General features: G+C 63.4%; 26 protein-coding genes. 5 read left to right on the top strand and 21 right to left on the bottom strand.

The features are described from left to right. Positions 1-45: 45 nt before the first annotated feature. The 6 genes from tsaB to cysM all read right to left on the bottom strand — a co-directional run bounded on the left by tsaB (position 46) and on the right by cysM (position 7,037). Positions 46-720, bottom strand: coding sequence for a tRNA (adenosine(37)-N6)-threonylcarbamoyltransferase complex dimerization subunit type 1 TsaB (tsaB, locus tag VG99_RS01540; RefSeq protein WP_044497954.1), 675 nt, complete (start codon positions 718-720; stop codon positions 46-48). A gap of 92 nt (positions 721-812) precedes the next feature. Further along, positions 813-1,460: an adenylate kinase gene (adk, locus tag VG99_RS01535; RefSeq protein WP_044497953.1), complete on the bottom strand. Its 648-nt coding sequence runs from the start codon at positions 1,458-1,460 to the stop codon at positions 813-815. Positions 1,461-1,721: 261 nt separating this feature from the next. Continuing rightward, the gene (gene mazG / locus VG99_RS01530) at positions 1,722-2,540 is read right to left on the bottom strand and encodes a nucleoside triphosphate pyrophosphohydrolase (RefSeq protein WP_044497952.1); all 819 of its coding nucleotides are present in this window, start codon (positions 2,538-2,540) and stop codon (positions 1,722-1,724) included. After that, the gene (gene relA, locus VG99_RS01525) at positions 2,537-4,783 is read right to left on the bottom strand and encodes a GTP diphosphokinase (RefSeq protein ID WP_044497951.1); all 2,247 of its coding nucleotides are present in this window, start codon (positions 4,781-4,783) and stop codon (positions 2,537-2,539) included. Before relA ends, mazG begins: the two co-directional genes overlap by 4 nt. After that, positions 4,783-6,138, bottom strand: a complete 1,356-nt coding sequence (rlmD, locus tag VG99_RS01520) for a 23S rRNA (uracil(1939)-C(5))-methyltransferase RlmD (RefSeq protein ID WP_044497950.1) — start codon at positions 6,136-6,138, stop codon at positions 4,783-4,785. The genes relA and rlmD overlap by 1 nt, the downstream gene beginning before the upstream one ends. After that, positions 6,135-7,037 carry a cysteine synthase CysM gene (gene cysM, locus VG99_RS01515; protein WP_044497949.1) on the bottom strand — a complete coding sequence of 301 codons (903 nt, stop codon included), beginning with the start codon at positions 7,035-7,037 and terminating at the stop codon, positions 6,135-6,137. The genes rlmD and cysM overlap by 4 nt, the downstream gene beginning before the upstream one ends. 166 nt (positions 7,038-7,203) lie before the next feature. Here cysM and VG99_RS01510 point away from each other — a divergent pair, with 166 nt between their 5' ends. Further along, positions 7,204-9,975, top strand: coding sequence for an ATP-binding protein (locus VG99_RS01510; protein WP_044497948.1), 2,772 nt, complete (start codon positions 7,204-7,206; stop codon positions 9,973-9,975). On the opposite strand, the gene acpS is transcribed toward VG99_RS01510, so the two are convergent. The 13 genes from acpS to rpoE form a co-directional block, all read right to left on the bottom strand. Beyond that, entirely contained in the window at positions 9,964-10,344 is a 381-nt protein-coding gene (acpS, locus tag VG99_RS01505; RefSeq protein WP_044497947.1) for a holo-ACP synthase, read from the bottom strand. The genes VG99_RS01510 and acpS overlap by 12 nt on opposite strands. Next, positions 10,341-11,084, bottom strand: a complete 744-nt coding sequence (gene pdxJ / locus VG99_RS01500; protein ID WP_044497946.1) for a pyridoxine 5'-phosphate synthase — start codon at positions 11,082-11,084, stop codon at positions 10,341-10,343. The genes acpS and pdxJ overlap by 4 nt, the downstream gene beginning before the upstream one ends. Next, positions 11,081-11,800, bottom strand: a complete 720-nt coding sequence (recO, locus tag VG99_RS01495; protein ID WP_044497945.1) for a DNA repair protein RecO — start codon at positions 11,798-11,800, stop codon at positions 11,081-11,083. Before recO ends, pdxJ begins: the two co-directional genes overlap by 4 nt. Before the next feature lie 2 nt (positions 11,801-11,802). Further along, on the bottom strand, positions 11,803-12,702 hold the full coding sequence (gene era, locus VG99_RS01490) for a GTPase Era (RefSeq protein WP_044497944.1): 900 nt from the start codon (positions 12,700-12,702) through the stop codon (positions 11,803-11,805). After that, positions 12,695-13,384, bottom strand: a complete 690-nt coding sequence (rnc, locus tag VG99_RS01485; protein ID WP_044497943.1) for a ribonuclease III — start codon at positions 13,382-13,384, stop codon at positions 12,695-12,697. Before rnc ends, era begins: the two co-directional genes overlap by 8 nt. After that, on the bottom strand, positions 13,381-13,758 hold the full coding sequence (locus VG99_RS01480; RefSeq protein WP_044497941.1) for a DUF4845 domain-containing protein: 378 nt from the start codon (positions 13,756-13,758) through the stop codon (positions 13,381-13,383). Before VG99_RS01480 ends, rnc begins: the two co-directional genes overlap by 4 nt. A gap of 96 nt (positions 13,759-13,854) precedes the next feature. Beyond that, a complete protein-coding gene (gene lepB, locus VG99_RS01475) occupies positions 13,855-14,733 on the bottom strand; it encodes a signal peptidase I (protein WP_044497940.1) in 879 nt (292 codons plus the stop codon). A 66-nt stretch (positions 14,734-14,799) separates the two neighbouring features. Continuing rightward, entirely contained in the window at positions 14,800-16,599 is a 1,800-nt protein-coding gene (gene lepA / locus VG99_RS01470) for a translation elongation factor 4 (RefSeq protein WP_044497939.1), read from the bottom strand. 155 nt (positions 16,600-16,754) lie between these two features. Next, positions 16,755-18,185: a DegQ family serine endoprotease gene (locus tag VG99_RS01465; protein ID WP_044497938.1), complete on the bottom strand. Its 1,431-nt coding sequence runs from the start codon at positions 18,183-18,185 to the stop codon at positions 16,755-16,757. Further along, positions 18,185-18,658: a SoxR reducing system RseC family protein gene (locus tag VG99_RS01460; RefSeq protein WP_044497937.1), complete on the bottom strand. Its 474-nt coding sequence runs from the start codon at positions 18,656-18,658 to the stop codon at positions 18,185-18,187. Before VG99_RS01460 ends, VG99_RS01465 begins: the two co-directional genes overlap by 1 nt. Next, complete coding sequence (locus tag VG99_RS01455; RefSeq protein ID WP_158023866.1) at positions 18,655-19,611, bottom strand: MucB/RseB C-terminal domain-containing protein; 957 nt, start codon at positions 19,609-19,611, stop codon at positions 18,655-18,657. Before VG99_RS01455 ends, VG99_RS01460 begins: the two co-directional genes overlap by 4 nt. Continuing rightward, positions 19,611-20,228, bottom strand: a complete 618-nt coding sequence (locus VG99_RS01450; protein ID WP_044497935.1) for a sigma-E factor negative regulatory protein — start codon at positions 20,226-20,228, stop codon at positions 19,611-19,613. Before VG99_RS01450 ends, VG99_RS01455 begins: the two co-directional genes overlap by 1 nt. A 54-nt stretch (positions 20,229-20,282) precedes the next feature. Then, positions 20,283-20,858, bottom strand: a complete 576-nt coding sequence (rpoE, locus tag VG99_RS01445) for an RNA polymerase sigma factor RpoE (RefSeq protein ID WP_036990964.1) — start codon at positions 20,856-20,858, stop codon at positions 20,283-20,285. Between the two features lie 289 nt (positions 20,859-21,147). Here rpoE and nadB point away from each other — a divergent pair, with 289 nt between their 5' ends. After that, positions 21,148-22,761 (top strand): L-aspartate oxidase, encoded by a 1,614-nt coding sequence (nadB, locus tag VG99_RS01440; RefSeq protein WP_044497934.1) that lies wholly within the window; start codon positions 21,148-21,150, stop codon positions 22,759-22,761. Here the strand turns inward: nadB and VG99_RS01435 are convergent. After that, the gene (locus VG99_RS01435; RefSeq protein ID WP_044497932.1) at positions 22,730-23,182 is read right to left on the bottom strand and encodes a hypothetical protein; all 453 of its coding nucleotides are present in this window, start codon (positions 23,180-23,182) and stop codon (positions 22,730-22,732) included. The genes nadB and VG99_RS01435 overlap by 32 nt on opposite strands. Beyond that, entirely contained in the window at positions 23,166-23,420 is a 255-nt protein-coding gene (locus VG99_RS01430) for an FAD assembly factor SdhE (protein ID WP_044501354.1), read from the bottom strand. Before VG99_RS01430 ends, VG99_RS01435 begins: the two co-directional genes overlap by 17 nt. 148 nt (positions 23,421-23,568) lie before the next feature. On the opposite strand from VG99_RS01430, the gene ygfZ reads away from it, so the two are divergent. The 3 genes from ygfZ to VG99_RS01415 are packed head-to-tail and all read left to right on the top strand — an operon-like array spanning position 23,569 to position 26,527. Further along, complete coding sequence (gene ygfZ, locus VG99_RS01425; RefSeq protein ID WP_082049959.1) at positions 23,569-24,573, top strand: CAF17-like 4Fe-4S cluster assembly/insertion protein YgfZ; 1,005 nt, start codon at positions 23,569-23,571, stop codon at positions 24,571-24,573. Between the two features lie 19 nt (positions 24,574-24,592). Further along, on the top strand, positions 24,593-25,426 hold the full coding sequence (locus VG99_RS01420; protein ID WP_044497925.1) for an HDOD domain-containing protein: 834 nt from the start codon (positions 24,593-24,595) through the stop codon (positions 25,424-25,426). Between the two features lie 39 nt (positions 25,427-25,465). After that, the gene (locus tag VG99_RS01415) at positions 25,466-26,527 is read left to right on the top strand and encodes an NAD(P)H-dependent flavin oxidoreductase (RefSeq protein WP_044497924.1); all 1,062 of its coding nucleotides are present in this window, start codon (positions 25,466-25,468) and stop codon (positions 26,525-26,527) included. The last annotated feature ends 10 nt before the right edge of the window (positions 26,528-26,537 follow it).

The raw sequence follows: 26,537 nt of genomic DNA, 5'->3' as shown, positions 1-26,537 counted from the left end.
TAGCACAGAATCAAAGGGTAAGCCCGGGGCAGAAAAAACGCAAAATCACCCGACCTTCGGTGTGGCGACCTTATCCCGCAGGTATACCGGCTGGGCATCAGCCGCGTCCAGCACCTGCCCCGCCTGCCAGGCCGGAGACGCCAGACTGAGCAGATCGGTCGCATCGGGCAGCATCTGCGGCCAGCTGCGTTCGACTTTCACCGCTAGCCGCTCGGCATATTGCCAGCCCGTGCCCGCGCCGGCTGGCGCGGCCAGCCCAGCGGCAACCTCAACCTCCTCCGGCGCCACCACCCGCTCGCTGCCTACCAGCGTCATGACGCCGTCGACCAGGTGATAGCAGCCCCAATAGACCTCATCCATGCGCGCATCGATGGCGGCACAAACCTCTTCCACCCCATGCTCGCGCCAGGCGCGCTGGGCCAGGGCCGCCAGGTTGGAAATGCCGATCACCGGCTTGCCGCTGGCAAAGGCCAAGCCCTGGACCATGCCGGTGGCGATCCGCACCCCGGTGAACGCGCCCGGACCGCGGCCGAATACCAGCGCATCCACCTGCGACAGCTCAATGCCCGCCTCGGCCAGCAACTCGCCGATCATCGGCAGCAGCAATTGCGCATGCATGCGCGGCTGCACTTCCAGCCGGTGGAACAGGCGCCCCTCATGCAACAGGGCAGCGGAACAGGCTTCGGTGGCGGTATCCAGGGCAAGCAAGGTGGCAGTCATGGGGTCATCACGGTGGGAAAAAGGCGATTGTAACAAACAGCAAAGCCCGTGCGGCGGTTACCGACACGGGCTTTGGGCGCGAGGCGCGTTGATCAGCTCAGCGCTGCCAGCACCCGGCTGGTGATTTCCTCGACGCTGCCAACGCCTTCCACCCGGGAGCACTTGGGGGTGCCGGTGGATGCGGACAGGGCGCGGTAGAATTCCACCAGCGGCTGGGTCTGGGTGTGGTACACCTGCAGACGCTTGCGCACGGTTTCTTCCTTGTCATCTTCGCGCTGGATCAGGGCTTCACCCGTCACATCATCCTGACCGGCTTCACGCGGCGGATTGTGTTCGAGGTGGTAAACGCGACCCGAGCCGGGATGCACGCGACGCCCGGAGATACGGCCGACGATTTCCTCATCATCCACGGCAATTTCCAACACATGGTCAATATTGATGCCGGCCTCGACCAGGGCTTCAGCCTGGGGAATGGTGCGCGGGAAGCCGTCGAACAGGAAACCGTTGGCACAGTCCCCGTGGGTGATGCGCTCGTTGATCAGGCCGATGATCAGCTCATCCGACACCAGCCCACCACTGTCCATGACTTCCTTGACCTGCAGACCCAGCTCGGTTCCCGCCTTGACCGCCGCACGCAGCATATCGCCGGTGGAAATCTGCGGAATGCCGAACCGCTGGCAGATGAACTGGGCCTGTGTGCCCTTGCCGGCGCCTGGGGCACCCAAAAGGATGACGCGCATGTTGAACTCCTCAATCTGACTGAAACCGGGGCCGCCCGCGACGTGCCATCGGGGGCTGGCATGCTTCACCGAGTGGTGGAAGCAGAGAATTCGCTACCGTTTCGCAAAACGAAAAGGGGGTTCAACATACACGCAGAGCTGGTTATGCACAAGCTGATTGCGCCTTGTCAACCAGCGTCGAGGGTGGCGATGGGGAACCGGCGTACCGTGGTTTCTCCCGGCCAAAAGCAGCGCCGCGACATCATGTCGCGGCTGCAGCGTTCAGAGTCCCTGGTGCTTGGCCTGGTCCCAGAGCGCGTCCAGTCGATCCAGCGGGGTGTCGGCAAAACGCTCGCCAGCGGCGGTGAGGGTCTGCTCGATATAACGCAGCCGCCGCTCGAATTTCTCGTTGCCTTTGCGCAGCGCGGCTTCGGCATCGACCTTGAGATGGCGCGTCAGATTGACCATGGCAAACAGCAGGTCGCCCAGCTCCTCTTCGATCGCGTCGTGCTCCCGCCGGCCAATGGCCTCGCGCACCTCGTCCAGCTCCTCGGCGATCTTGTCGATCACCGGCGTCACCTGAGGCCAGTCGAAGCCGGCTGCGGCGGCCCGCTTCTGCAGCTTCTGCGCCCGGCTCAGCGCCGGCAAGGCCCGCGGCACATCGTCGAGCAGCGACAACTGTTCCGGCGCCACGGCTTTCTCGGCCCGCTCCTCGGCCTTGATCTGTTCCCAGCGCTCCTTGATCTGTTGCTCGTCCAGATGCAGCGTGCCGGGTGGCGTGCGCAGGTCGCCATCCGGAAACACGTGGGGATGGCGCCGCACCAGCTTGCGGGTGATGCCATCGACCACGTCATTCCAGTCGAAATGCCCTGCTTCACGGCCCAACTGCGCGTAGTACACCACCTGGAACAGCAGGTCGCCCACTTCACCGGCCAGTTGGGGGAAATCCTCCTCGGCGATGGCGTCGGCCACTTCATAGGCCTCTTCCAGGGTATGGGGCGCAATGCTGGCGAAGGACTGCTTGAGATCCCAGGGGCACCCGTGTTGTGGGTCGCGCAGGCGCTCCATCAGGTACAGCAGGTCATCCAGCTGGTAGCTCATGCCCGGCGCTCCTGCCGGTTGCGGCGGGCCTCGACCACGTTGGGCAACTGGCCGATGCGCGCCAGCAACCGCCCCAGCAGATGCAGGTTGGGAATCTCGATGGTCAGCAGCATGCTGGCGTAGTTGTCGTCCTTGTTGGTGCGGGTGCTGGCTTCCAGCACGTTCATCTTCTCGTTGGCCAGCAGCTGCGAGACATCGCGCAGCAGTCCCGAGCGGTCGTAGGCCTTGATGAAGATCTCGACCGGGTAGGTCTGCACCGGCTCGCCACCCCAACTCACCTCGATCAGCCGTTCCGATTCACGATCCTGCAGTTGCATGGCCGTAGCACAGTCGGCCCGGTGCACGGTCACACCCCGGCCGACGGTGATATAGCCGACAATCGGGTCGCCCGGCACCGGCTGGCAGCAGCCCGCCAGTTGCGTCAGCAGATTGCCCACGCCCTGGATATGGACATCGCCCCGCCGCCCGGGCTTGCTGGGCCGCCGGGCGACCAGCTCCACGGGCTCGTTATGCCGGTCCGGCTCGACCAGTTGCTGGGCCACATTGACCACATGCGCCATGCGGATATCACCCGACCCCACGGCGGCAAACAGGTCCTCCTGGCTGCGGATGCCCAGGCGCTCGATCAGCTTGGCGTAGTCGGCGCCATTGAGCGCCATGCGCGTCAGTTCCCGCTCGAGCATGAGTTTGCCGGCCTGCACGTTCTGTTCACGGTCCTGCTGCTTGAACCAGTGCTGGATCTTCGCCCGGGCGCGCGAGGTATGCACATAGCCGAGGTTGGCATTCAACCAGTCGCGGCTGGGGCCACCGGATTTACCGGTGATGATCTCGACCTGCTCGCCGGTCTGCAGCACATAGGTCAGCGGCACTATGCGACCGTTGACCTTGGCCCCGCGGCAATGGTGGCCGACCTCGGTATGCACGCGGTAGGCAAAGTCCAGCGGCGTCGCGCCCTTGGGCACATCCAGCACGTGGCCATCGGGAGTGAACAGGTAGATACGGTCCGGCTCGAAGTCGACGCGCAACTGCTCGGCGAGGCCGCCGATGTCGCCCATTTCCTCGTGCCATTCGAGCACCTGGCGCAGCCAGGCGATCTTGTCTTCGTAGGCGGTGGAGTTGCTCTCGACGTCGGTGCCCTTGTAGCGCCAGTGGGCGCACACGCCCAGCTCCGCCTCCTCATGCATGGCATGGGTACGGATCTGTACTTCCAGGGCCTTGCCGCCGGGGCCAATCACCGCGGTGTGCAGCGACCGGTAGCCATTCTCCTTGGGGTTGGCGATATAATCGTCGAACTCGTTGGGAATATGCCGCCACAGGCTGTGCACTATGCCCAGCGCGGTATAACAATCGCGCACCTGCGGCACCAGCACCCGCACTGCACGCACGTCATAGACCTGACTGAAGTCGATGCCCTTTTTCTGCATCTTCCGCCAGATCGAGTAGATATGCTTGACCCGCCCGGAAATGTCACCCTCGATGCCGGCCTCCTCCAGCTCGTTGCGCAGCTGGTCCATCACCGACTCGATATATTCCTGGCGGTCCAGCCGCCGCTCGTCCAGCAACTGGGCGATCTGCTTGTACTTGTGCGGCTCCAGGTAGCGGAAGGACAGGTCCTCCAGCTCCCACTTGATATGGCCGATACCCAGGCGATGGGCCAGGGGCGCATAGATATCGAACACTTCTCGCGCGACGCGGTAGCGTTTTTCATCATCCGCATCCTTCACCGCACGGATGGCGCAGGTCCGCTCGGCCAGCTTGATCAGGGCGACGCGGACGTCATCGATCATGGTGACCAGCATCTTGCGCAGGTTTTCCACCTGGGACTGGGTATTGAAGGTGTTGGTCTTGGGCGGGTTCTGCGACACGCTGATCGCCGCCATGCGCTGGACACCGTCGACCAGCGTCGCCACATTCGGGCCCAGGCGCCGTTCGACTTCCGCCAGCTCGGTCTTGTGCTCACGGACGGCCCGATAGATGACCGCCGCTACCAGCGAATCCTGATCCAGTTTGAGGTCAGCCAGGATCTCGGCCATTTCCAGGCCGGTACGGTAACTGCTGGCACCATTGGCCCAGTGGTGCTCCGTCCCACTCGACGCCTCATCCAGCTCGCAGGCCCACTCACAGGCCTGGCGCAGCACCTCGGGCTCGGGGAGCGGCACATGGCGCTGGACCCGTTCAATCCAGGCATCGAGATTGACAGTCCCATCCTTATTCACCGGATGATCTTCTCTGACTTGTACCATTACGTTCTGTCCTCGCCTGACACGAACAGTGCCATGGCTTCTACATGGGCAGTCTGGGGGAACATGTCCATTACCCCCGCCTGCGCCAATCGGTAACCTGATTCCGCCAGAATACCCGCATCACGTGCCAGGGTGGCCGGGTTGCAGGATACATAGAGTATGCGCTGCAATTTCCGGTGCGCCAGCAGCGTTACGAGTTCGGCTGCCCCATCCCTTGGCGGATCCAGCAGGGCGGCCTGGTAATCGTCATTTACCCACTTAATTGCTTCGGGCTTCGACAAGTCCGCCTGGTAAAAGTGCACACCGGCCAGATTATTTATCCGGGCGTTATCGGCGGCCCGCGCCACCATGTCGGCGCTGCCTTCGATGCCGGTCACCAGCGCCCCGGCCTGGGCCATGGGCAGGGCGAAGTTGCCGACGCCGCAGAACAGGTCCAGCACGCGCTCGCCCGGCTGCGGCGCCAGCCACGCCAGCGCCTGGTTGACCATCTGCTGATTGAGCGCCGCATTGACCTGGGTGAAGTCGCCCGCGGCAAAGCTAAACGTCAGGTCCTGGTCAGCGAGGCGGTAGGCTGGCTCCGGCGCCTCGGCCGAGAGTGCCTGGGCAGGCCCGGCGGCCTCGGGCTGCAGCCGACACACCAGGCCGTGGCGCGCGGCCAGCTCGTGCAGCCGCTGGTGATCGGCCGGCGACAACGGCTGTAAATGGCGCACCACCATGCTCGGGTGCTCACCGGCAATCAGTTCGATGTGGCCGAGCCCGGCGCGCCCATCCAACTGTTGCAGCAGCCCCGGCAATTCCTGCAGCACCCGGTCGAGCACGGGCACCAGAACGGGGCACTCGGCCACCTCCACCAGCTCGCTGCTGGCCCGCTGCCGATAGCCCACCACTAACCGCTGCGCCTGGCGATCCCAGCGCATGGACAGGCGCGTGCGCTGGCGATAACCGTAGTCCGGGCCGGTCAGCGCCGGCATCCACCGCATCGGCTGCAGCCCAGCGAAATGTTGCAATTGCTGGGCCAACGCCTGTTGCTTGATCTCCAGCTGGGTCTGCCGGGGCATGTGCTGGAGACTGCAGCCACCACAGAGGGCGAAATGCGGACACGGCGGCGGCAGCCGCTCCGGGCTGGCCTCCAGCACCCGCTCCACCCGCGTTTCGATCAGTTTGCTGCGCGCGCGCAGCACCCGGGTGTCAACCTTCTCCCCCGGCAAGCCGCCTTCGGCGAAGACGGTACGCCCCTGCCAGCGGCCGATGCCACGGCCATCGTGGGTCAGACGTTCCAGCGTGAGTTCGATGCGCTGCCCGATGGCGGCCGGCGCATCGGGCGCCCGCCGTGGTTTGCCGCGGAATCTGTTCATGGGCGGCTGTCAAAGACCCCGGTGGACAGGTAGCGGTCACCGCGATCACAGATGATCGCGACGATGATGGCGTCGCGTACCTCAGCGTTGAGGCGCAATGCCGCGGCCACGGCGCCACCGGAGGACACCCCGCAGAAAATGCCTTCTTCCCGGGCCAGCCGGCGCATGGTCTCTTCGGCCTCCTGCTGGCTCATGTCCACCACCTGGTCCACCCGCCGGTTGTCGAAGATGCTCGGCAGATAGGCCTGGGGCCAACGGCGGATGCCGGGGATTGCCGCGCCCTCGGTGGGCTGCAGGCCGATGATCTGGATCGCCGGGTTCTGCTCTTTCAGGTAACGGGACACACCCATGATGGTGCCGGTAGTGCCCATGGAGCTGACGAAATGTGTGACCCGGCCGCCGGTATCGCGCCAGATTTCCGGGCCGGTAGTACGGTAGTGCGCTTCCGGGTTGTCCAGATTGCCAAACTGGTCCAGCAATTTGCCCTTGCCTTCGCGCTGCATGGTCTCGGCCAGGTCCCGCGCCCCTTCCATGCCCTGCTCCTTGCTGACCAGGATCAGCTCGGCGCCGTAGGCCGACATGGCCCACTTGCGCTCATCGCTCGAGTTTTCCGGCATGATCAGGATCATGCGGTAGCCCATGATGGCCGCCGCCATGGCCAGGGCGATACCGGTGTTGCCGGAGGTCGCTTCGATCAGGGTGTCACCGGGCCGGATGTCGCCGCGCTGTTCGGCGAGCTGGATCATCGACAGGGCGGGACGGTCCTTGACCGAACCGGCCGGGTTGTTGCCTTCCAGTTTCAGCAGGATGGTATTGCCGGTATCGCCCGCCATGCGCTGCAACCGCACCAGGGGCGTATTGCCTATGCAGTCGGCAATGGTTGGGAACTCGCTAGTCATGTTTTTTCCTTCGGGATAGAGCGGAAACCGGATGCGCTGTCCGGCCGTGCTTTTTGAACTATGATACCGGCAACAGGGAGAGGGATATACATTGAACCAGCCAGGATCCACCGACGCCCCACTACGTCCTCGCCGCCATCTGAGCCTCAATGCCCGGGTATTGCTGATGACACTCGTCCCCACCGGCCTGATGGCCCTGGCGCTGGGCGGTTACTTCAGCTGGCAGCAGATGCGCGAGGCCGAACAGCAACTGCTGCAACGGGGATTGATGACCGTTGAGTACCTCCAGCGCCCCGCCGCCGACGCGCTGCTGGATGGCGACGTCGCGCGCTTCGGCCTGCTGCTCGAGGCAGCCCTCAACCATACCGATGTTCGCTCGCTCAGTCTGCATGATGTCGACATGCGGCCCCTGCAGCACCGCGGGCCGCAGATGTACCCCGCCGGCGAGCCGCTGACCGGCCTCACCATCACCGCGGGTACCGGCCTGCAGATCCAGCGCAGTAAACACAGCAGTCGCTTCATCATGCCGCTGCTGGCGAGACCGGAGCTGACCAACCGCCAGGCCCACCCGGAGGTGGCGGCCGACAGCCTGCTGGGCTGGCTGGAGGTGGAGCTGGCCCACGGCAATCTGCTGCTCGAGCGCTACCAGAACCTGCTGGCCACACTGATCACCATCATCCTCGGCCTGGCCCTGACCGGGCTGGTGGTGAGCATCATGGGCCGGCGTATCACCGAGCCCGTGGGCCGCATCAACGCCGCCATTCGCCAGATCAGCCAGGGGCACTTCGACATTCGCCTGGGCGAACAGGGCAGCCGCGAACTCGATGACCTGGCACAGGGCGTCAGTACCATGGCACTGACCATGCAGAGCGCCCAGGGCGAGCTGCAGCAGAACATCGACCAGGCCACCGAGGATTTGCGCCAGACCCTGGAAACCATCGAAATCCAGAACATCGAGCTGGACCTGGCGCGCAAGACCGCCCAGGAAGCCAGCCGCATCAAGTCCGAGTTCCTGGCCAACATGAGCCACGAGCTGCGCACCCCGCTCAATGGCATCCTGGGTTTCAGTACATTGCTGCAGCGCACCGAGCTCAGCGGCCGACAGCAGGAGTACCTGTCGACCATCGAAAAATCCGCCGACAACCTGCTGGCGATCATCAACGAGATCCTCGATTTTTCCAAGATCGAGGCCGGCAAGCTGATCCTGGAGAACCTGTCGTTCAACCTGCGTGACCTGATCGACGACACCCTGACCATGCTCGCCCCCAGCGCCCACGACAAGGGGCTGGAACTGGTCAGCATCATCTACCGGGATACGCCGTTGGGCCTGAGCGGCGACCCCATGCGGTTGAAGCAGATCCTGGCCAACCTGATCAGCAATGCCATCAAGTTCACCCATGAAGGCTCCGTCAGCGTGCGGGTCATGGCTGAACATCAGGATGCCAACCAGGTACTGCTGCGCATCAGCGTCAACGATACCGGCATCGGCCTGTCACCGACCCAGCAGAAGTCGCTGTTCAAGGCGTTCAGCCAGGCCGACAATTCCATCTCCCGGCAGACCGGCGGCACCGGCCTGGGGTTGGTCATTTCCAAACGCCTCGTGGAACAGATGCATGGCGAGATCGGCCTGCGCAGCCAGCCCGGCGAAGGATCGGAGTTCTGGCTCACCCTGCGGCTCGCCCGCTCCGCCCACAGTGAGGACGAACTACCGGAGAAGCCCCTGCTGGGGATGCGTGCCGCCCTGGTGGAGCCGCAACTGCTGAGCCGGCAGATGCTGCTGCACAACCTTGAGGACCTCGGCCTGTCGGTACGGGTCTTCGATAACACCCAGGAGCTGCACGAGGCGCTGACCTCGCGCACCAACCGCGACGACTCGTTGCAGCTGGCGTTGATCAGCGTGCGCCATACCGCCACGGCCCCGGGCGACACCCTGGAAATGGCTCGCCAATGGTCGGAGCTCAACATCTGCAAGACGATAGTGCTGACCGACACCACCGAGCATTATCCGCTACTGGATCAACTGCCCCGCTCGATGTGCCAGACGGTATCGAAACCGGTCTGTACCCGTAAACTGCATCGCGCGGTGATGCACCTGCTGGGCAACGACCCGCTGGCGGCCCCCTCCCCGGCGCGGCAAGGCGTCCACAACCTGCGCGTGCTGTGTGTCGACGACAACCTGGCCAACCTCAAGTTGCTGGAGGCCTTCCTGGCCGACATGGCGGTGGATTCCCTGCTGGCCACCAGCGGTGAGGAAGCGTTGGAGCTGCTCACCGAGCAGATGGTCGACCTGATCTTCATGGACGTGCAGATGCCCGGCATGGATGGCCGCCAGACGACCGCCGAGCTGCGCCTGCGCGAAGAGATCGCTGGGTTCGACCCGGTGCCCATCGTAGCGTTAACCGCCCACGCCCTGACGACGGAGCGCCGGGAGCTGTTGCAATGCGGGATGAACGATTACCTGACCAAGCCCATTACCACCGAGCAATTGCGCCACAGTCTGAACAAATGGACCGGCATGGCACCTGCCCAGCCAGCCGCACCGGCGCCCCCGGCCGCCCCGGCGCAAGATTCGAGCACCGTAGGCGCACCGAGCATGGAGCCGGTTCCAACGGACAGCCTGGCGGCGATTGATCTTGAGGAAGGTCTACGGCTGGCGGCCGGCAAGGCCGACCTCGCCGAAGACCTGCTGCAGATGCTGCTGGCGGGGCTGCCGGATGACCGTCAGGCCATCAGCAGCGCCCTGGAACAGGGCGAACGCAAGGCCTTGCTGGAGCGTGTCCACAAGCTGCACGGCGCCAGCCGTTATTGCGGCGCGCCGGAGTTGCGGGCGCGCTGCCAGCAAGCGGAAACCCTGTTGAAGCAGGACCGGGACAGCCACGGCGCGGTACTCGCCCTGCTGACCGCCATCGATCGCCTGCTGGACGCTTCAGTCAGCTGACCACAGGGCAAAGGCCAACGCCTGTTCGCGCTCGTCGCTGAGCGATAACAGCATGCGCCCGCCCCCGCCCTGCTGCAGCCGCTGCAGGGCGACCCCACTGAGCACCACATGGGGTGCGCCCAGGGCGTCATTGTCGATCTGCATATGTTGCCAGGACATGCCCTTGGCCAGCCCGGTACCCAGCGCCTTGAGAATGGCTTCCTTGGCGGCGTAGCGCTTGGCCAGGTAGCGGGCCGGCTGGGCATGGGCGCGAAAACGGGCCAGTTCCTCGGGGGTCAGGATACGCGCGGCGAAGCGCTCACCCTGACGCCCCAATACTGCCTCGATACGGCTGACCAGCACCATGTCGGTGCCTATGCCGATGATCACCGGGCTGCTTCGGCTGCCATGATCAGCGCCCGCATTTCGGCAACCGCACCGGCCAGGCCGGAAAACAGTGCGCGGGCGATAATCGCATGGCCGATGTTCAGCTCATTGATGCCGGGAATCGCCGCAATGGGCTCGACGTTGTGATAATGCAGGCCGTGACCCGCATTGACCACCAGGCCCAGCTTGCGGGCGTAGGCCACCCCCTCCTGGATGCGGCGCAGCGCCTGCTCCTGATCGCGCCCGGTAGTATCGGCGTAATGCCCGGTATGCAATTCGATGACCGGCGCACCGGCATCGCGGGCGGCCTCGATCTGCCGCGGGTCGGCGTCAATGAACAGCGACACCTCGCAGCCATAGCCCGACAGCCGCTCTACCGCCTCCTGGATGCGCGCGGCGGCGCCGGCGACATCCAGGCCACCTTCGGTCGTGAGCTCTTCGCGACGCTCGGGCACCAGGCAGACATGGGCCGGGCGGATCTCTTCGGCAAAGGCAAACATCTCATCGGTGACCGCCATCTCCAGGTTCATGCGCGTCTGCAGCACCTCGGCCAACAGGCGGATATCACGGTCCTGGATGTGCCGGCGGTCTTCACGCAGATGCACGGTAATACCGTCCGCCCCCGCCTGCTCCGCCTCGATGGCCGCCTGGATCGGGTCCGGATAACGGGTGCCGCGAGCCTGACGCAGGGTGGCCACGTGGTCGATATTGACACCAAGCAGTACGCGTTGCGGTTGAGTCACTGTTCGTCTCCTTCAGGGGGTGGGGATTGTCGGATAAAAAGTTGTCGGCTGACCAGCGGGCGATCGCCGAGATGGGCGCCCAGCGCCTGGCGCATCAGCCGCTTGGCAGCGCGCAGCGTATCGGCCTGCTGCCAGTCATCGGCGGCCATGGCCAGCAGCGCCGAACCCGGTAGCCCGCCGTCGATCAACAAGGGATCCGATAGCGGCTGCAGCCCGTCCGTGGTATGCCAGACGTAGCGCTGCTGCGCGTCAATGGGCCGCCCGCTGGCATCCTCGGTCAGGCTGAAACCATAGCCCAGAATGTCCAGCAGTTGCCATTCGAAGCGCCGCAGTATGGGTTCCACCGCAGCACCCTGGGCCAACTGTTCCAGCGCCTGCTGATAGCCGGCGAACAGCAGCGGCTGGGCGTCACCGGGGCGCAGCAGGCGCACCAGCAGTTCGTTGAGGTAGAGACCGCTGAACAGCAGCTCGCCCTGCAGCAAGGCGAACCCGCCGGCGACCTCGGCCTGGGTCAGGGTCTTCAGCTCACTGCGCCCGATCATGCCCACCAGCAGCGGTACGAAGGGTTGTGGCGCCAATTTCCGCCGCTGCCCCCGGGCACCACGCCACACCACGCGCTGCAAGCCTTGGTGCAGGGTCAGCAGGTCGACCAGGGCGCTGCTGTCCCGATAGGGACGACTATGCAGCACATAGGCCGGACTCAGGCTGGGCTGCATGCTCAGTCGAAGCGATAGCCCAGCGAGTTGAGCGCGCGCTCGTCATCGGACCAACCGCGGCGCACCTTGACCCACAGGTTGAGCATGATCTTACTGCCGAACAGCTTCTGCATGTCCAGCCGCGCTTCCTGACCAATCTTCTTCATCCGATCGCCACCGTCGCCGATGATGATCTTCTTCTGGCCCTCGCGCTCCACCAGGATCAGCGCATGGATGTGCAGCACCTTGCCTTCCTGCTTGAACTGCTCGATCTCCACCGCCACCTGGTAGGGAATTTCGGCGCCGAGCTGGCGCATGACCTTTTCCCGCACCAGTTCGGCGGCCAGGAAGCGTGAGCTGCGATCGGTCAACTGGTCGTCCGGGTAGAAGTGCTCGCCTTCAGGCAGCAAACCGGCAATCACCGCCTGCAGATGGTCGAGGTTGCCGCCGTTGAGGGCCGACACCGGTACTACCTCGGCGTTGGGCAGCTGCTGGGTCAACCATTCCAGGTGCGGCAGCATGTCCTTCTTGTCTTCCAGGCGGTCGACCTTGTTCACCACCAGTACCACCGGGCACTCGAGATGGCGCACCTTGTTCCAGACCATTTCGTCTTCTTCGGTCCAGCGCATGCGGTCGACCACGAACAACACCACATCCACGTCCCGCAGTGCCTGGGAGGCGCTCTTGTTCATGTAGCGGTTCAGGGCTTTCTCGTTATCCTTGTGCAAGCCGGGCGTATCCACATAGATGGCTTGGACCTCACCTTCGGTCTTGATGCCGAGCAGGGTGTGCCGGGTGGTCTGCGGCTTGCGCGAGGTAATGGCCAGCTTCTGGCCGAGAATATGGTTGAGCAGCGTCGACTTGCCCACGTTTGGTCGGCCGACGATGGCAACATAGCCACAGCGCGGTGCGGTATCACTCATTGACTTTCTCCACGCCCATGGCGATCAGGGCTTTCTGTGCGGCTTCCTGCTCGGCCAGGCGCCGGCTGCTGCCGACGCCAAATGTCTGTCCCGTCATCAGTGCCACGCGACATTCGACCCGGAATATCCGGCAATGTGCCTCACCACTGACATCGATGACCTCGTACTGCGGCAGCTCGCTGTGCTGTCCCTGCAGGTATTCCTGCAGGCGCGTCTTCGGATCCTTGTTGTTGTCCACCAGGGTCAGGGTTTCGATATGCCCGTCCAGCCATACCAGGATGCGCTCGCGGGCCGCTTCCATGCCGCTATCGAGGTAGATGGCGCCGATGATGGCTTCGGTGGTGTCGGCGAGGATGGATTCACGGCGGAAGCCGCCACTTTTCAGTTCACCCGAGCCCAGCCGCAGGTACTCACCCAGCTCGAAGCCCTTGGCCAGCTCGGCCAGCGTCACGCCTTTGACCAGGCGCGCCCGCAGGCGCGACAGCTGCCCTTCCCGCGCCTGCGGGAAACGCTCGAACAGCGCTTCCGCGGCGACGAAGTTGAGGATCGAGTCGCCGAGGAATTCCAGGCGTTCGTTATTGCGCCCACCCAGGCTGCGGTGGGTCAGCGCCAGGACCAGCAGGTCCGGATCCTTGAAACTGTACCCTATCTTTCTTTCCAGTCGGTCTAGCTTGTTGCTCACTTTAGCGGTCTGACAATATGGGTTTCATCGAAATGGACCAGCAGGTCCACGGTTCGCAGCATGGGTGCACGCACCTCATACTTGATAACGACAGTATAAGCGTCGGTTCCGCTGCTGGTGACAGTGATCACGTCTTCGGCCCTGAGGTCGCGAATGCCATTGATCTGCATGCCCTTGTTGATGTGGGCATGCATGTCCCGCAGGGAGTTGATCTTGACCGAAGGGTCGTCGTTCGCCGCCGTGACAATCTTGCGCAGCGAAAAGTGATCCAGATAGATCGGCACCAGCTTCATGGCCGTGACCGCGGCGAAGACCAGCAATACCAGCACCGCCAGCCAGCCAAAAAAAGACATGCCCTTCTGAGAATTGCGCATGGATAACCTCGTACGTCCGTTGTTGATGTTGTGTGCTGCCATCTCCCTGGCAGAAGATCATCCAGCCACAGCCCCCGCAGACTCCCGCGGGGCTGCCTAGTTGATCAGCCCGGCTCTGGTGAAGCTTGGCAGATTACTGAGCTTGGGTTCGGGCCAGTGCATCCATACCGCAAAGGCCTTGCCGACAATATAGTTGTCCGGGACCATGCCCCACAACTCCCGGGGCATGTCCGGGGCAGACCAGTAGCGGCTGTCGTTGGAATTGTCGCGGTTGTCGCCCACCATGAAGTAGTGACCTGGCGGCACTGTCCACTCCCGCTCCGCAGGGGTCTGCGACAGTCGCTTGTACCGCGCCTCGTGGGCCTGCTCGCCCAGCTCTTCGAGGTAAATATCCACCTTGGCCATGGCTTGCAGGGGATGGCCCGCGGGCACCTCGTCATCGGCCACGGTGCGCAGGCGCTCCCGCGCCACGGGCTCGCCGTTGACGAACAGCTGCTTGTCGGCGTAGCGGACATGGTCACCCGGCAGGCCAACCACGCGCTTGATGTAGTTGATCCGCGGATCGTTGGGATAACGGAAGACCATCACGTCGCCCCGCTGCGGATCGCCCACGGGGATGATCTTGGTATCGAGCACCGGCAGACGAATGCCGTAGGAGAACTTGTTGACCAGGATGAAATCCCCGATCTCCAGGGTGGGCTTCATCGATCCCGAGGGAATCTGGAACGGCTCGACCAGGAACGAGCGCAATACCAGCACTACCGCCAACACTGGGAAGAACGACTTGCCGTACTCGACCAGCAGCGGCTCCTTGTTCAGGCGCTCGAGGGTCACGGGGTCGACCGTTGCCACCTGGGCTTCATAAGCGGCCATGGCACGCCGACGACGGGGCGCCAGCCAGAGATAATCCACCAGAGCCAACAGGCCGGTGACGGCCACGGCAATCACCAGCAACAGCGGGAAGTTGATATGCATCGGTCTTGCGTTACCCCTGGGGTCCGTTGATGAGCGCGCCGCTGCGATGAGCCAGCATCAGCATCCTTAGTTGTCCACCTTCAGGACAGCCAGGAAGGCCTCCTGCGGGATCTCCACGTTGCCTACCTGTTTCATGCGCTTCTTACCGGCCTTCTGCTTCTCGAGCAGCTTCTTCTTGCGGCTGGCGTCGCCACCATAGCACTTGGCCAGAACGTTCTTGCGCAGCGCCTTGACGGTCGAGCGGGCAACGATCTGCCCGCCCATGGCCGCCTGGATGGCCACGTCGAACATCTGGCGAGGAATCAATTCCTTCATTTTCTCGACCAGCTGGCGCCCGCGGAAAGCAGCGTTGTCGCGGTGCACGATCAAGGCTAGGGCATCGACCTTCTCGTTGTTGATCAGGATATCCAGACGCACCAGCTTGGCGGCCTGGAAGCGATCAAAGGCGTAATCCAGGGAGGCGTAGCCCCGACTGACCGACTTCAGGCGGTCGAAGAAGTCCAATACCACCTCGTTCATCGGCAGGTCATACGCCACCTGGACCTGGGTGCCGAGGAAGACCATGTCCCGCTGTACGCCGCGCTTTTCGATACAGAGCGTGATGACACTGCCCAGGTGATCCTGGGGTACCAGGATATTGGCCCGAACGATGGGTTCACGCATCTCCTCGATCAGCGAGGGGTCGGGCAGGCGCGACGGGTTGTCTACGTAGATTACCTGGCCATCCTTCTTCAGCACCTCGAACACCACCGTGGGCGCCGTGGTGATCAGGTCCAGGTCATACTCGCGCTCGAGCCGCTCCTGGATGATCTCCATATGCAGCATGCCGAGGAAGCCGATGCGGAAGCCGAAGCCCAACGCGTCCGAGCTTTCCGGCTCGTATTGCAGCGCCGCGTCGTTGAGCGTGAGCTTTTCCAACGCGTCGCGGAAATCTTCGAAATCATCGGAGCTAACCGGGAACAGGCCGGCATACACCTGGGGCTGGACCTTCTTGAAGCCCGGCAGCATGTCCACATCGGGGGTATTCGACAGGGTCAGGGTGTCACCCACCGGGGCGCCCTGGATCTCCTTGATGCCGGCGATGATGAAGCCCACTTCGCCCGCCTTGAGATCGGCGGTTTCGGTGTGCTTGGGGTTGAATACGCCGACGCTGTCGACCTGGTGGACCCGGCCGGTGGACTTGACCAGCACCTTGTCGCCTTTCTTGATGCGGCCCTGCTTGACCCGCACCAGCGACACCACGCCCAGGTAGTTGTCGAACCAGGAATCAATGATCAACGCCTGCAGCGGCGCCTCGATTTCGCCTACCGGCGGCGGAATCACTGCAATCAGCCGCTCCAGCACGTCTTCGACGCCCAGACCGCTCTTGGCGCTGCAGGTCACCGCATCCGTAGCGTCGATACCGATCACGCTCTCGATCTCGGCCTGTACCCGCTCGGGCTCAGCCTGGGGCAGATCGATCTTGTTGAGCACCGGCATCACTTCGAGGCCCTGCTCGATCGCGGTATAGCAGTTGGCAACCGACTGGGCTTCGACACCCTGCGCCGCATCTACCACCAACAGCGCGCCTTCACAGGCAGCCAGCGAACGGCTGACCTCATAGTGAAAGTCCACGTGGCCGGGAGTATCGATAAAGTTGAGCTGGTAGGTCTTGCCATCCTTCGCCGGGTAGTACAGCGTGACGCTGTGGGCCTTGATGGTGATCCCGCGCTCGCGCTCCAGGTCCATCGAGTCCAGTACCTGGGCGGCCATCTCGCGCTCGGTCAGCCCTCCGCAGATCTGGATGAAGCGGTCGGCAAGCGTCGACTTGCCGTGGTCGATATGGGCAATAATTGAAAAATTGCGAATCAGGCTCAGGTCGCTCACTGCAGGGTTCTTCCAGACGTGGTTTGCCAGACATGGCGGTGACCGGGGCTTACCCCGAAAACAGCCCGCAAGTCTACCCGATTACACTGCGCGGCGCTATCTGTGCCGGGCGCGATGCGATCATGTCGGCATCCGCCCGGCTACTGCCTGTCGGATTACTCGGCCAGACGGAAGGTGATGTAACTCGCGCGCCCCTGGCGGATAACGCGCATGGAAACAGAGCGATTAGCCGGCAGCTTGCTGGCGATCTCGGCGAAATCGGCAGCAGTTGCGACTACCCGGTTGTTCAGATTGGTGATGACATCACCCGGACGCAGGCCAATCATCGCACCCGGACCCGGACGCACCTCGCGAACCACTACACCGGCGGGCACATCCAGGCTCTTTTTCTGTTCATCCGTCAGCTCGACCACGGCAATACCGAGGCGATTGTCAGTAGCGGCCGGAGCGCTCGGGGACGGCGCGCCCGGGCCTGCGGCCATGGCGTCGTCTTCCGCCAGTGCACCGATCTCGATCTGCAGCTTCTGGCGCTTGCGATCCCGGATGATGTCCATGGTGGCCTTGCTGCCGGGACGCATGCGGCCGACCGCGTGAGGCAGGTCGGAAGACATGATGATGTCTTCGCCGTTGAGCTTGAGGATCACATCACCGGCCTTCAGACCACCCTTGTCACCAGGGCCGCCCGGCATGACCTGGGCCACCAGCGCACCGGCGGGGCGTTCCAGACCGAAGGATTCAGCCAGATCCTTGTTCACTTCCTGGATGACCACGCCCAGCCAACCACGACGCACCGTGCCTTCGCTCTTCAACTGCTCGACCACATCCATCGCCACATCCACCGGAATGGCGAACGACAGCCCCATGAAGCCACCGGAACGGGTGAAGATCTGGGAGTTGATGCCGACCACCTCCCCGTCCAGGTTGAACAGCGGACCACCGGAGTTGCCGGGGTTGATTGCCACATCCGTCTGGATGAAGGGCACATAGCTCTCATTGGGCAGGCTGCGGCCCTTGGCGCTGACGATACCGGCCGTCACCGAGTATTCGAAACCGAAAGGCGAACCGATTGCCAGCACCCACTCGCCGGTCTTCAGGTCAGCGGACTTGCCCATGCGTACCACCGGCAGGTCAGCCCCCGCCTCGATCTTCAGCAGCGCCAGGTCGGACCGCGGATCCGCGCCGATCAGCTCGGCTTCCATCTCGCGGCGGTCGGACAGGCGCACGAAGATCTCGTCCGCATCGGCCACCACGTGATTGTTGGTCAGGACATAACCGTCCTTCGATACAATGAAGCCCGACCCCAGGGACTGGGCCTGGCGCTGGGGTGCTGACTGGGAACCGCCCGGAAAGCTGCGCTCGAAGAACTCACGGAAGATCGGCGGCAGCCCTTCCAGGTCCGGCATCATCGGACCCATGGCAGCCGAACGTGGATTGACGTTCTGGCGCGTACTGATATTGACCACCGCCGGGGAAGCCTCTTCAACCAGCTCGGTGAAATCAGGCAGGTTCGCGGCTACGGCAAGTGTCTGCCAGGTCATCAACCAGACACCGACAATTCCGAGCACCCATCGCTGTACTGTGATCATCAACAATCGCTCCTTACATGAATATCGCTGACAAAATTCGGTTTACCTGTCCGGCTCACCACCTGTGGCACGAACGCCGGATCTTCATTCAGTCGGATGGTATACCAGCGGAGAGAGATGAAGCCCAGGGCAAGCCCGACGAAACCGGCAATAATGATCATCGGCTCGCCGGCGCCCACCGCCTGAGCCAGCAATGAGAAACCGAACAAGCCCAGCAGGGGAACCAGATAGACCAGCGAGGAGCCGCGGACCACAGCCGTTTCCGGCACCCCGATGACAATCTCGTCGCCGACGCGGCTGCCGCCGTCGTCGAGCACACGAACAAGCCCCTGACGGGCGCCGCCGAGGCGCTGCAACAGCGCCTGGCCACAGCCGGCGCGGGCCTGGCAACTGCCGCAGGCGGAGCGGCGAATGGTTTCAACCCACAGGGTCTTGCCCTCTACGCTGACCACCCTGCCGCGCTCTTCGATCATCGCTGCGTGCCGGTCACGGCCTGGCTGAGAGACTCGGCGATCCGCTCGGCAGTCATGGGCGGGATTTCCCCCACCACCGTGGCCAGGTACAGGTTATCCTCGGCGACCAGGCGGCGACTCACGGCCACCGTGGGCCCGAGCTGCGCACGCAGATCCTCGGCCAGACTATCTCTGCCCAGCGGCTCGATGAACAAGGTGAAACGCGCCAGACCGTCCGTATAGATCTGGGTGGCGATGGGCGCCTCACTGCCTTTCAAGGTCTGCACTTCGCGATGGCCGAGACTGAAGCCCGGGGGCAGCCACAGCGGCTCCCAGAAGGTCACATCATCCGTCGCGATTTCAACAGGCGCCGGGAGTTCGAGACAGGAACTACCGGGCTGCAAATCCTGACGGGAGGGTCGATCGAAGCTGACGGTAGCGAATTGGAAACGCTCCAGCAGTTCGCGGCTATCATCGACCAACAGGGATTTGAGCAGCAGCCCGGTTTCCTTGTCCAGGTACAGCTCATAGGCGTAGCGAAAGGCGTCGAGCGGCTGCACCGACACGACCGTCACCGGGCGCGAGGCGATATGCGTATCGCCCAGCACCCGCAGGCCATACCACTGTGCAAGCTTGCTTACATCCTTGCCTAGGTGGGGTACGTTCTGCGGCGTTCGACCCTCGGTGAGGGAAGTGGCACAGACCAGGCGGCCATCACGGCGCACCCATTCCTGATGCCGACCCGCGCTTTGCACTAAACGCTCATGGACCTGGCCGTCATCGACCCGGCGCCAGATGTTCTGGGTGGTGAAAATTCCGGAGCGCTCGTAAACATAGGCACCGTGATAACTCTGTTCACGGGCCGCCCGTTCCATGCGCTCCAGCCACTGGAGACTGTCTTTAGCGGCGAGGCTGGAAGACAGCAACAGGGTGGCCAATCCGGACCACCCCAGCACGTACTTCAATCGTGACACTAATTGTTTTCCAGGCTCGCTGCGCGGGCGTAGGGAACGACATTCGCCCCTGATTGGGCACTATTTTCCGCATGGCGGCGCAGATAGCTGCCAATACGCTGCTCCTGCCAGGCCGACGGACCGGCGGCAACCGGCTTAGGCTGGTTCTGGTCTGCCAGCGAGGAGAAGCCAGCCAATACGGCACCCGGCTTCGCCTGGGCAGGCAAGGCTGCCGCCGCGGCAGCAGCGGGCGCCGTGCGCTCGACCGCGGCCATGGTATTGCTGGCATCCGGCACGCTCTGCTGGTTGACCATACGGACCCCCACCAATACCGCCAGGGTGACCGAGGCCGCCACCGCCACCCGACCCAGCTGGAGTTTCCAGCGAGAGGGTGTCACGGTCGGGGCCACAGCAGGCGTTGGCTCATCCGCCAACGCCGCCGCTATACCGGCAGACAGATCGATACCTGGCTGCCAGGGTTCCTTGTGCATGACGGACCGCGCCAGCTGGTAACGCTCCCAGCTACGACGGACGTCCGGATCCTGTTCACCGGCATGAAGGACTCGGCGCAGTTCCAGTTGCTCTGCCTCGTCATCCATGAGCGCGGAGAGAGTCTCCCGCAAGGATTCGCTTGTCATTGCTCTACCTCTACTTTATAGGCCCCGCTGGGGCGTCACCGTTCCCCTTGCTCCTCACGCTTCAAGCAGAGGTTTCAGGGCTTTGTCGATGGCCTCCCGTGCTCTGAAAATCCTTGATCGCACAGTCCCCACCGGGCATTCCATCACATTGGCAATATCTTCATAACTGAGACCTTCGAATTCGCGCAATGTCAGCGCCATTCGCAAATCTTCTGGCAATAACTGCAACGTCCTGTTGACCACCTGCTCGATTTCGTCCCGCAGGAGGTCACGCTCAGGAGAGTGAATATCCTTGAGGGCACTGTCGCCGTCATAGTATTCGGCATCCTCGGCGGCGATATCCGAATCGGGCGGACGTCTACCCCTGGCTACCAGGTAATTCTTGGCCGTATTGATCGCGATCCGATACAGCCAGGTATAAAAAGCGCTATCCCCCCTGAAATTCGCCAAGGCACGATAGGCCTTGATGAAAGCCTCCTGGGCCACATCCTGGGCCTCATGGGAGTCATGCACAAAACGGGTGACCAAGGCCAATATCTTGTGCTGGTACTTGAGCACCAGCAGGTCGAAGGCACGCTTATCCCCCTGTTGCACCCGTTCGACCAGTTGTTGGTCGGTTTGTTCAGTCATTTTCCGGCACCACCGCATCGATCCGCCGGATTTATTCTATTGCGATAGACCCGCGACGTAACCAAAAGTTCTCCCCTCACTAGGTTCAGCAGTATGAGCCTGCGACGTTCAAAAAGTTCCGCAGTGCAATGGCCAAATGATGACATCCTGGCAGTCAGTCACACCGCGCGCCCGCATCATGTGGCAGTATTGTGAAGCAGTTGCCTTATATATACTACCCCGGCAGAACGCGGAGACCAGCGGTTTCAACCCGCCACGCACGCGCCCCGGAATCCGACAAGAGACCCCAATGACCCGACAACGGCAATACGATGTACTGGTAATCGGCAGCGGCGCAGCTGGGCTGACCCTGGCGCTGCATCTGGCGGACAATCTGCGCATAGCGGTGATCAGCAAGGGCCGATTATCGGAGGGTTCGACCTTCTGGGCGCAAGGGGGCGTGGCGGCGGTGCTGGATGACGCGGATACCGTCGATGCCCACGTGCAGGACACCCTGATTGCCGGTGGCGGACTCTGCCACGAGGATGCCGTTCGTCAGATCGTCGGCGACAGTCGCGATGCAATCGGCTGGCTGGTGGATCAGGGCGTGCCCTTTACCCGCGGGCGGCGCGAGGATGGCTCCGAGACCGACGACTTCCACCTCACCCGGGAGGGTGGGCACAGCCATCGCCGCATCATTCACGCGGCCGACGCCACCGGCGCGGCGATCTTCAATACCCTGCTGCAGAAGGCGCAGACCCACGCCAATATCGAGCTGCTGGAAGACCACGTCGCGGTGGACCTGATCACCACCGCCAAACTGGGCCAGGCGGGCAACCGCTGCCTGGGCGCCTATATTCTCAATCGCAGCAGCGGCCATGTGGAAACCTTCGGCGCCCGCTTCACGGTCCTGGCGACCGGTGGCGCCAGCAAGGTCTACCTCTATACCAGCAATCCCGACAGCGCCTCCGGTGACGGCATCGCCATGGCCTGGCGCGCCGGCTGCCGGGTGGCCAATATGGAATTCAACCAGTTCCATCCGACCTGTCTGTATCATCCCCGGGCCAAGAGCTTTCTCATCACCGAAGCCCTGCGGGGTGAAGGCGCCGTGCTGAAGCTGCCCGATGGCAGCCGCTTCATGCCGCAGTTTGATGAGCGCGCCGAGCTGGCACCCCGGGATATCGTCGCCCGGGCCATTGACCATGAAATGAAGCGCCTGGGCCTGGACTGCGTCTACCTGGACATCAGCCACAAGCCGGCCGATTTCATTCGCCAGCACTTTCCCACCGTGCACGAGCGCTGCCTGAGTTTCGGCATCGACATCACTCGCGAACCCATACCGGTGGTGCCGGCGGCACATTACACCTGTGGTGGCGTCATGGTCGACGACACCGGCCTGACCGATCTCGATCATCTCTACGCCATCGGCGAAACCAGCTTCACCGGCCTGCATGGGGCCAATCGCATGGCCAGCAATTCCCTGCTCGAGTGCATCGTCTACGGGCGCGCCGCCAGCCGCGACATCCTGCAGAAGCTGCCACACACGCAGCTGCCCCAGAACCTGCCGCACTGGGATGAAAGCCAGGTAACCGATTCGGATGAGGACGTGATCATTTCGCACAACTGGGATGAGTTGCGGCGCTTCATGTGGGATTACGTCGGCATCGTGCGGACGACCAAGCGCCTGCAGCGGGCCAAGCACCGGGTGGACATGCTGCTGGCGGAGATCCACGAGTTCTACAGCAACTACACCGTATCGCGGGATTTGCTGGAGCTGCGCAACCTGGCGGTGGTCGCCGACCTGATCATCCGCTCGGCCATGCTGCGCCATGAAAGCCGCGGCCTGCACTACACCCTGGATTATCCCGAGCTGCTAGACGAGGCCCGGGATACTATTCTGCAGCCGCCCAGCGCTGACGACTGAAGCGCAACCGCAACCGCAGGCGCCGCAGCGAGTCTTCCGCGGCGGCGTCTGCCGGCAGGATCACCGACACCGGCAACAGCCGCCCCGGCTCGCGCAAACGCACCACGGTCAATACCGCGCTGACGTAGGTATCGGCCAGCAAACGGGCGCCCATTTCCGAGCCGTCACGCCGCAGCACATGCCAACCCTGGCTGTCGAAGCGCAGCCCGGTAACCGAATGGGCGTGGCGCAGGCTGACCTGGCGCGGCCAGATCCACAGACAGTAGGCCAGTAGCAGCAAGGCGCACAGCGATGCCGGCAGGGTTGGCAGCGCGCTGCGATACAGCGCCATGCAGCCGAGCATGGTCATCAATATGATGAGCCCACCCAGCCAGCGCGACGGCTGGCGTTTGAGCAGCAGTGAATCAGTCGGGTTGGACACGATCCAATATCATCCTAACGATGCGCCGCAAATCCGGATCCTCCGGCTCGCCACGCTGCATGAACCAGACGAACATGTCCTGATCTTCGCACTCCAGCAATCGCCGATAGCGAGCCTGATCTTCTTCGTCCAGGGACGAATACACCTCTTCCAGAAACGGCAGCAGCAGAACATCCAGCTCGAGCATGCCGCGTCGGCTATGCCAGTACAGTCGCTTCTTTTCCACTTCAGCCGTCATTAACCCATCTCCAATCGATTGCTTCGCCTTCATGACTGGCATTATACCCGCTGCGCCTGCCCAAGGCACTGACAAGCCACAGACAGCCCCCTATCATGTGACAGAATAGCTGCACCATCATTCAAATCCACCGGAGTGAGCCAGAATCATGCATGACACCCGAGATCTCTCCGCGCTGTTTCCCCAGCAATCGCTATTACCCGCGCCCCCTACTGCACTGGCGTTGCTCGATCATGAACGCATCCTCGAGGTCAGCGGCGTTGATGCGACCCGTTTTCTGCAAGGCCAGCTCACCTGTGATGTAGCCACCCTGCCCGCCGGCAGCAGCACCCTCGGCGCCCGCTGCAATCCCAAGGGCCGGATGCAGTCCAGCTTCCGACTGCTCAAACTGACGGACGACCACTTTCTGCTGGCAATGGATGCGGAACTGCTCGAGCCGCAGCAGACCGACCTGGCGAAATACGCGGCCTTCTTCAAGGTGAAACTCAGTGATTGCACTGACCAATGGGTACGCCTGGGCCTCTGGGGCCAGCAAGCCCGGCAGGCGCTGGCGGCGGCAGGCCTGGCAACCGATGCGGGCGATCCCGCGGCGGGCGTTCCCGCGGCGGGTCTGGCGGTCGCACTGGCCGAGGACACCCTGGAACTCTGGTTACCGGCCGACCGGGCGCAGGAACGTATCGAGGTCATGGCCCAGCAGGCCGAACCCGACGCCCTGAACGCCTGGCAATTGCAACTGATCCGCCTTGGCATCGGCCAAGTACACAGCCAGACCCGCGAGAGCTTCATTCCGCAGATGCTCAACCTGCAGCACTTGGGTGGCGTCAGCTTTCGCAAGGGCTGTTACACCGGCCAGGAAATCGTGGCTCGCATGCAGTACCTGGGCAAACTGAAGAAGCGCATGTACCGCCTGACCTGGGCCGGGGACCAACTGCCGGCACCGGGCGCCGCCATCCTCGACGGCGACAATGGCCGGGACCTTGGCGAAGTGGTGGCAGCCGCGCGCGGCGAAGACCATATCGAACTGCTTGCGGTTTTGCAGAATGAAGCGGCACAATCGACCACTCTGTGCCTGAGTGATATCAGCGAGCCACCTTTGGCAGTGGCCACGCTACCCTACGACCCTCAGCTGGCTGCCGAGGCGGCTGGAGCATAATCAATCAAGGAAGAATGTCATGACCGATCTGGCTCTGCGTGTACAGGATGAACTGATTCAAGCAATCGAGCGCGACCAACTGGTGTTGCCGACCCTGCCCGAAGTCGCCCTGCGCATTCGCGAGGCGGCCGAGAACCCGGATGTCAGCATCGCCGAACTGGTACGCCAGATCAGCACCGATACCGCCCTCAGCGCCCGCTTGATCAAGGTGGTCAACAGCCCGCTGCTGCGCTCGCGCCAGACCATTACCGACCTGACCATGGCCGTCAACCGGCTGGGGGTGGTCTACACCGCCAACCTGGCCACCGGCCTGGCGATGGCGCAGCTATTCCAGGCGACCACCGATATCATCGACCGCAAGATGCGCGAGGTTTGGGCGCGCAGCACGGAAGTGGCTGGCATCAGCCATGTACTGTGCCAGCACTACACTCGACTCAAGGCCGACCAGGCCACCCTGGCCGGGTTGGTGCACCAGATCGGGGTACTGCCGATCCTCAGCTACGCGGAGGAGAACAGCGAGCTGCTCGACGATTCCGCCAGCCTCGACCTGGTCATCGAGCGAATCCACCCGGTGCTGGGCGACCGTATCCTCGCCGCCTGGGACTTCCCGCAGCCGCTGCGCCACGTCCCCAGCCAGCACCTGGACTTCCAGCGCGCACCCGCGGAGGTCGATTACGCCGACATCGTCCAGGTTGCCCTGTTGCAGAGCCTGGCCGGCAGCGACCATCCCCATGCCCAGATGGACTGGAGCGACATCTCATCCTTCGCCCGCCTCGGCCTCGACCCAACCGGCGAACAGGCGGACGAGGACCTGTCGGCGGAAATGGAAGCGGCCATGGCCTTGCTTGGCTGAACCAGCCCCGGCGCCCCTACTTCACTGCAGGAGATCAACATGGCTACTAGCTCGTTTCTAGACCGCCTCGGCATCGACCTGCCGATCATCCAGGCACCGATGGCCGGCGTGGCCACGCCCCAGCTGGCCGCCGCGGTGTGTAACGCCGGTGGCCTGGGCTCGCTGGGCATCGGCCCCAGCCCGGTGGATCAGGCCCGGCAGATGATCGAGCAGACCCGCGCGCTCACCGACAGGCCCTTCAACATCAACCTGTTCTGCCACGCACCCGCCCAACCGGATGCGGCCCGCGAGGCGGCCTGGCTGCAGCACCTGGCACCGCTGTTTGCCGAAGTCGGGGTGCCGGTGCCTGCTAGCATCCAGGCCGGCTACCCAAGCTTCATCGAAGACGATCAGATCTTCGACATGCTGCTGGCCACGCGGCCGGCCGTGGTCAGTTTCCATTTCGGCCTGCCCAGTGCGGAACGCATCCAGGCGCTGCAGCAAGCAGGCATCTGTCTGCTGGCTACGGCGACCAATCTGACGGAAGCCCGGCAGATTGAACAGGCCGGCCTGGATGGTATCGTTGCTCAGGGATTCGAGGCAGGTGGGCATCGCGGCATGTTCGATCCCACCGCGGAAGATGAGCAACTGAGCACTGCGGTACTGGTACGGCTTCTGGTGCAGCAGGTCAGCCTGCCGGTCATCTCCGCCGGCGGCATCATGGACGGCCAGGGTATTCGCGCCGCCCTGGACCTGGGCGCCGCGGCTGCTCAGCTCGGCACGGCTTTCATTCTCTGCCCGGAATCCTCGGCGAACGATGCCTACCGCCAGGCGCTGCAGAGCGAGCGCGCCGCCACCACGCGGATGACCGCCAGCCTGTCGGGCCGACCGGCGCGGGGGATGCTCAATCGCTTCATCGCCCATGCCGACGCTCCCGGCAGCCCGGCGCCAGCGGACTACCCGATTGCCTATGACGCAGCCAAGCAGTTGCATGCCGCCGCCAGTCAACAGGGCAACCACGCCTTCGCCGCCCAGTGGGCTGGCCAGGGCGCGCCACTGGCCCGCGCCTTGCCCGCCGCCGAATTGGTCCAGCAGCTGGTGAAGGAGTGGCGCGGCGCCTGAGCAGCCTCGC

This window comes from Pseudomonas saudimassiliensis (genome assembly GCF_000939975.1).
GTDB classification, from domain to species: Bacteria; Pseudomonadota; Gammaproteobacteria; order Pseudomonadales; family Pseudomonadaceae; genus Halopseudomonas; species Halopseudomonas saudimassiliensis.
The sequence above is the reverse complement of the archived record's forward strand: the minus strand, read 5'-3'. Positions and strand labels throughout refer to the sequence as shown.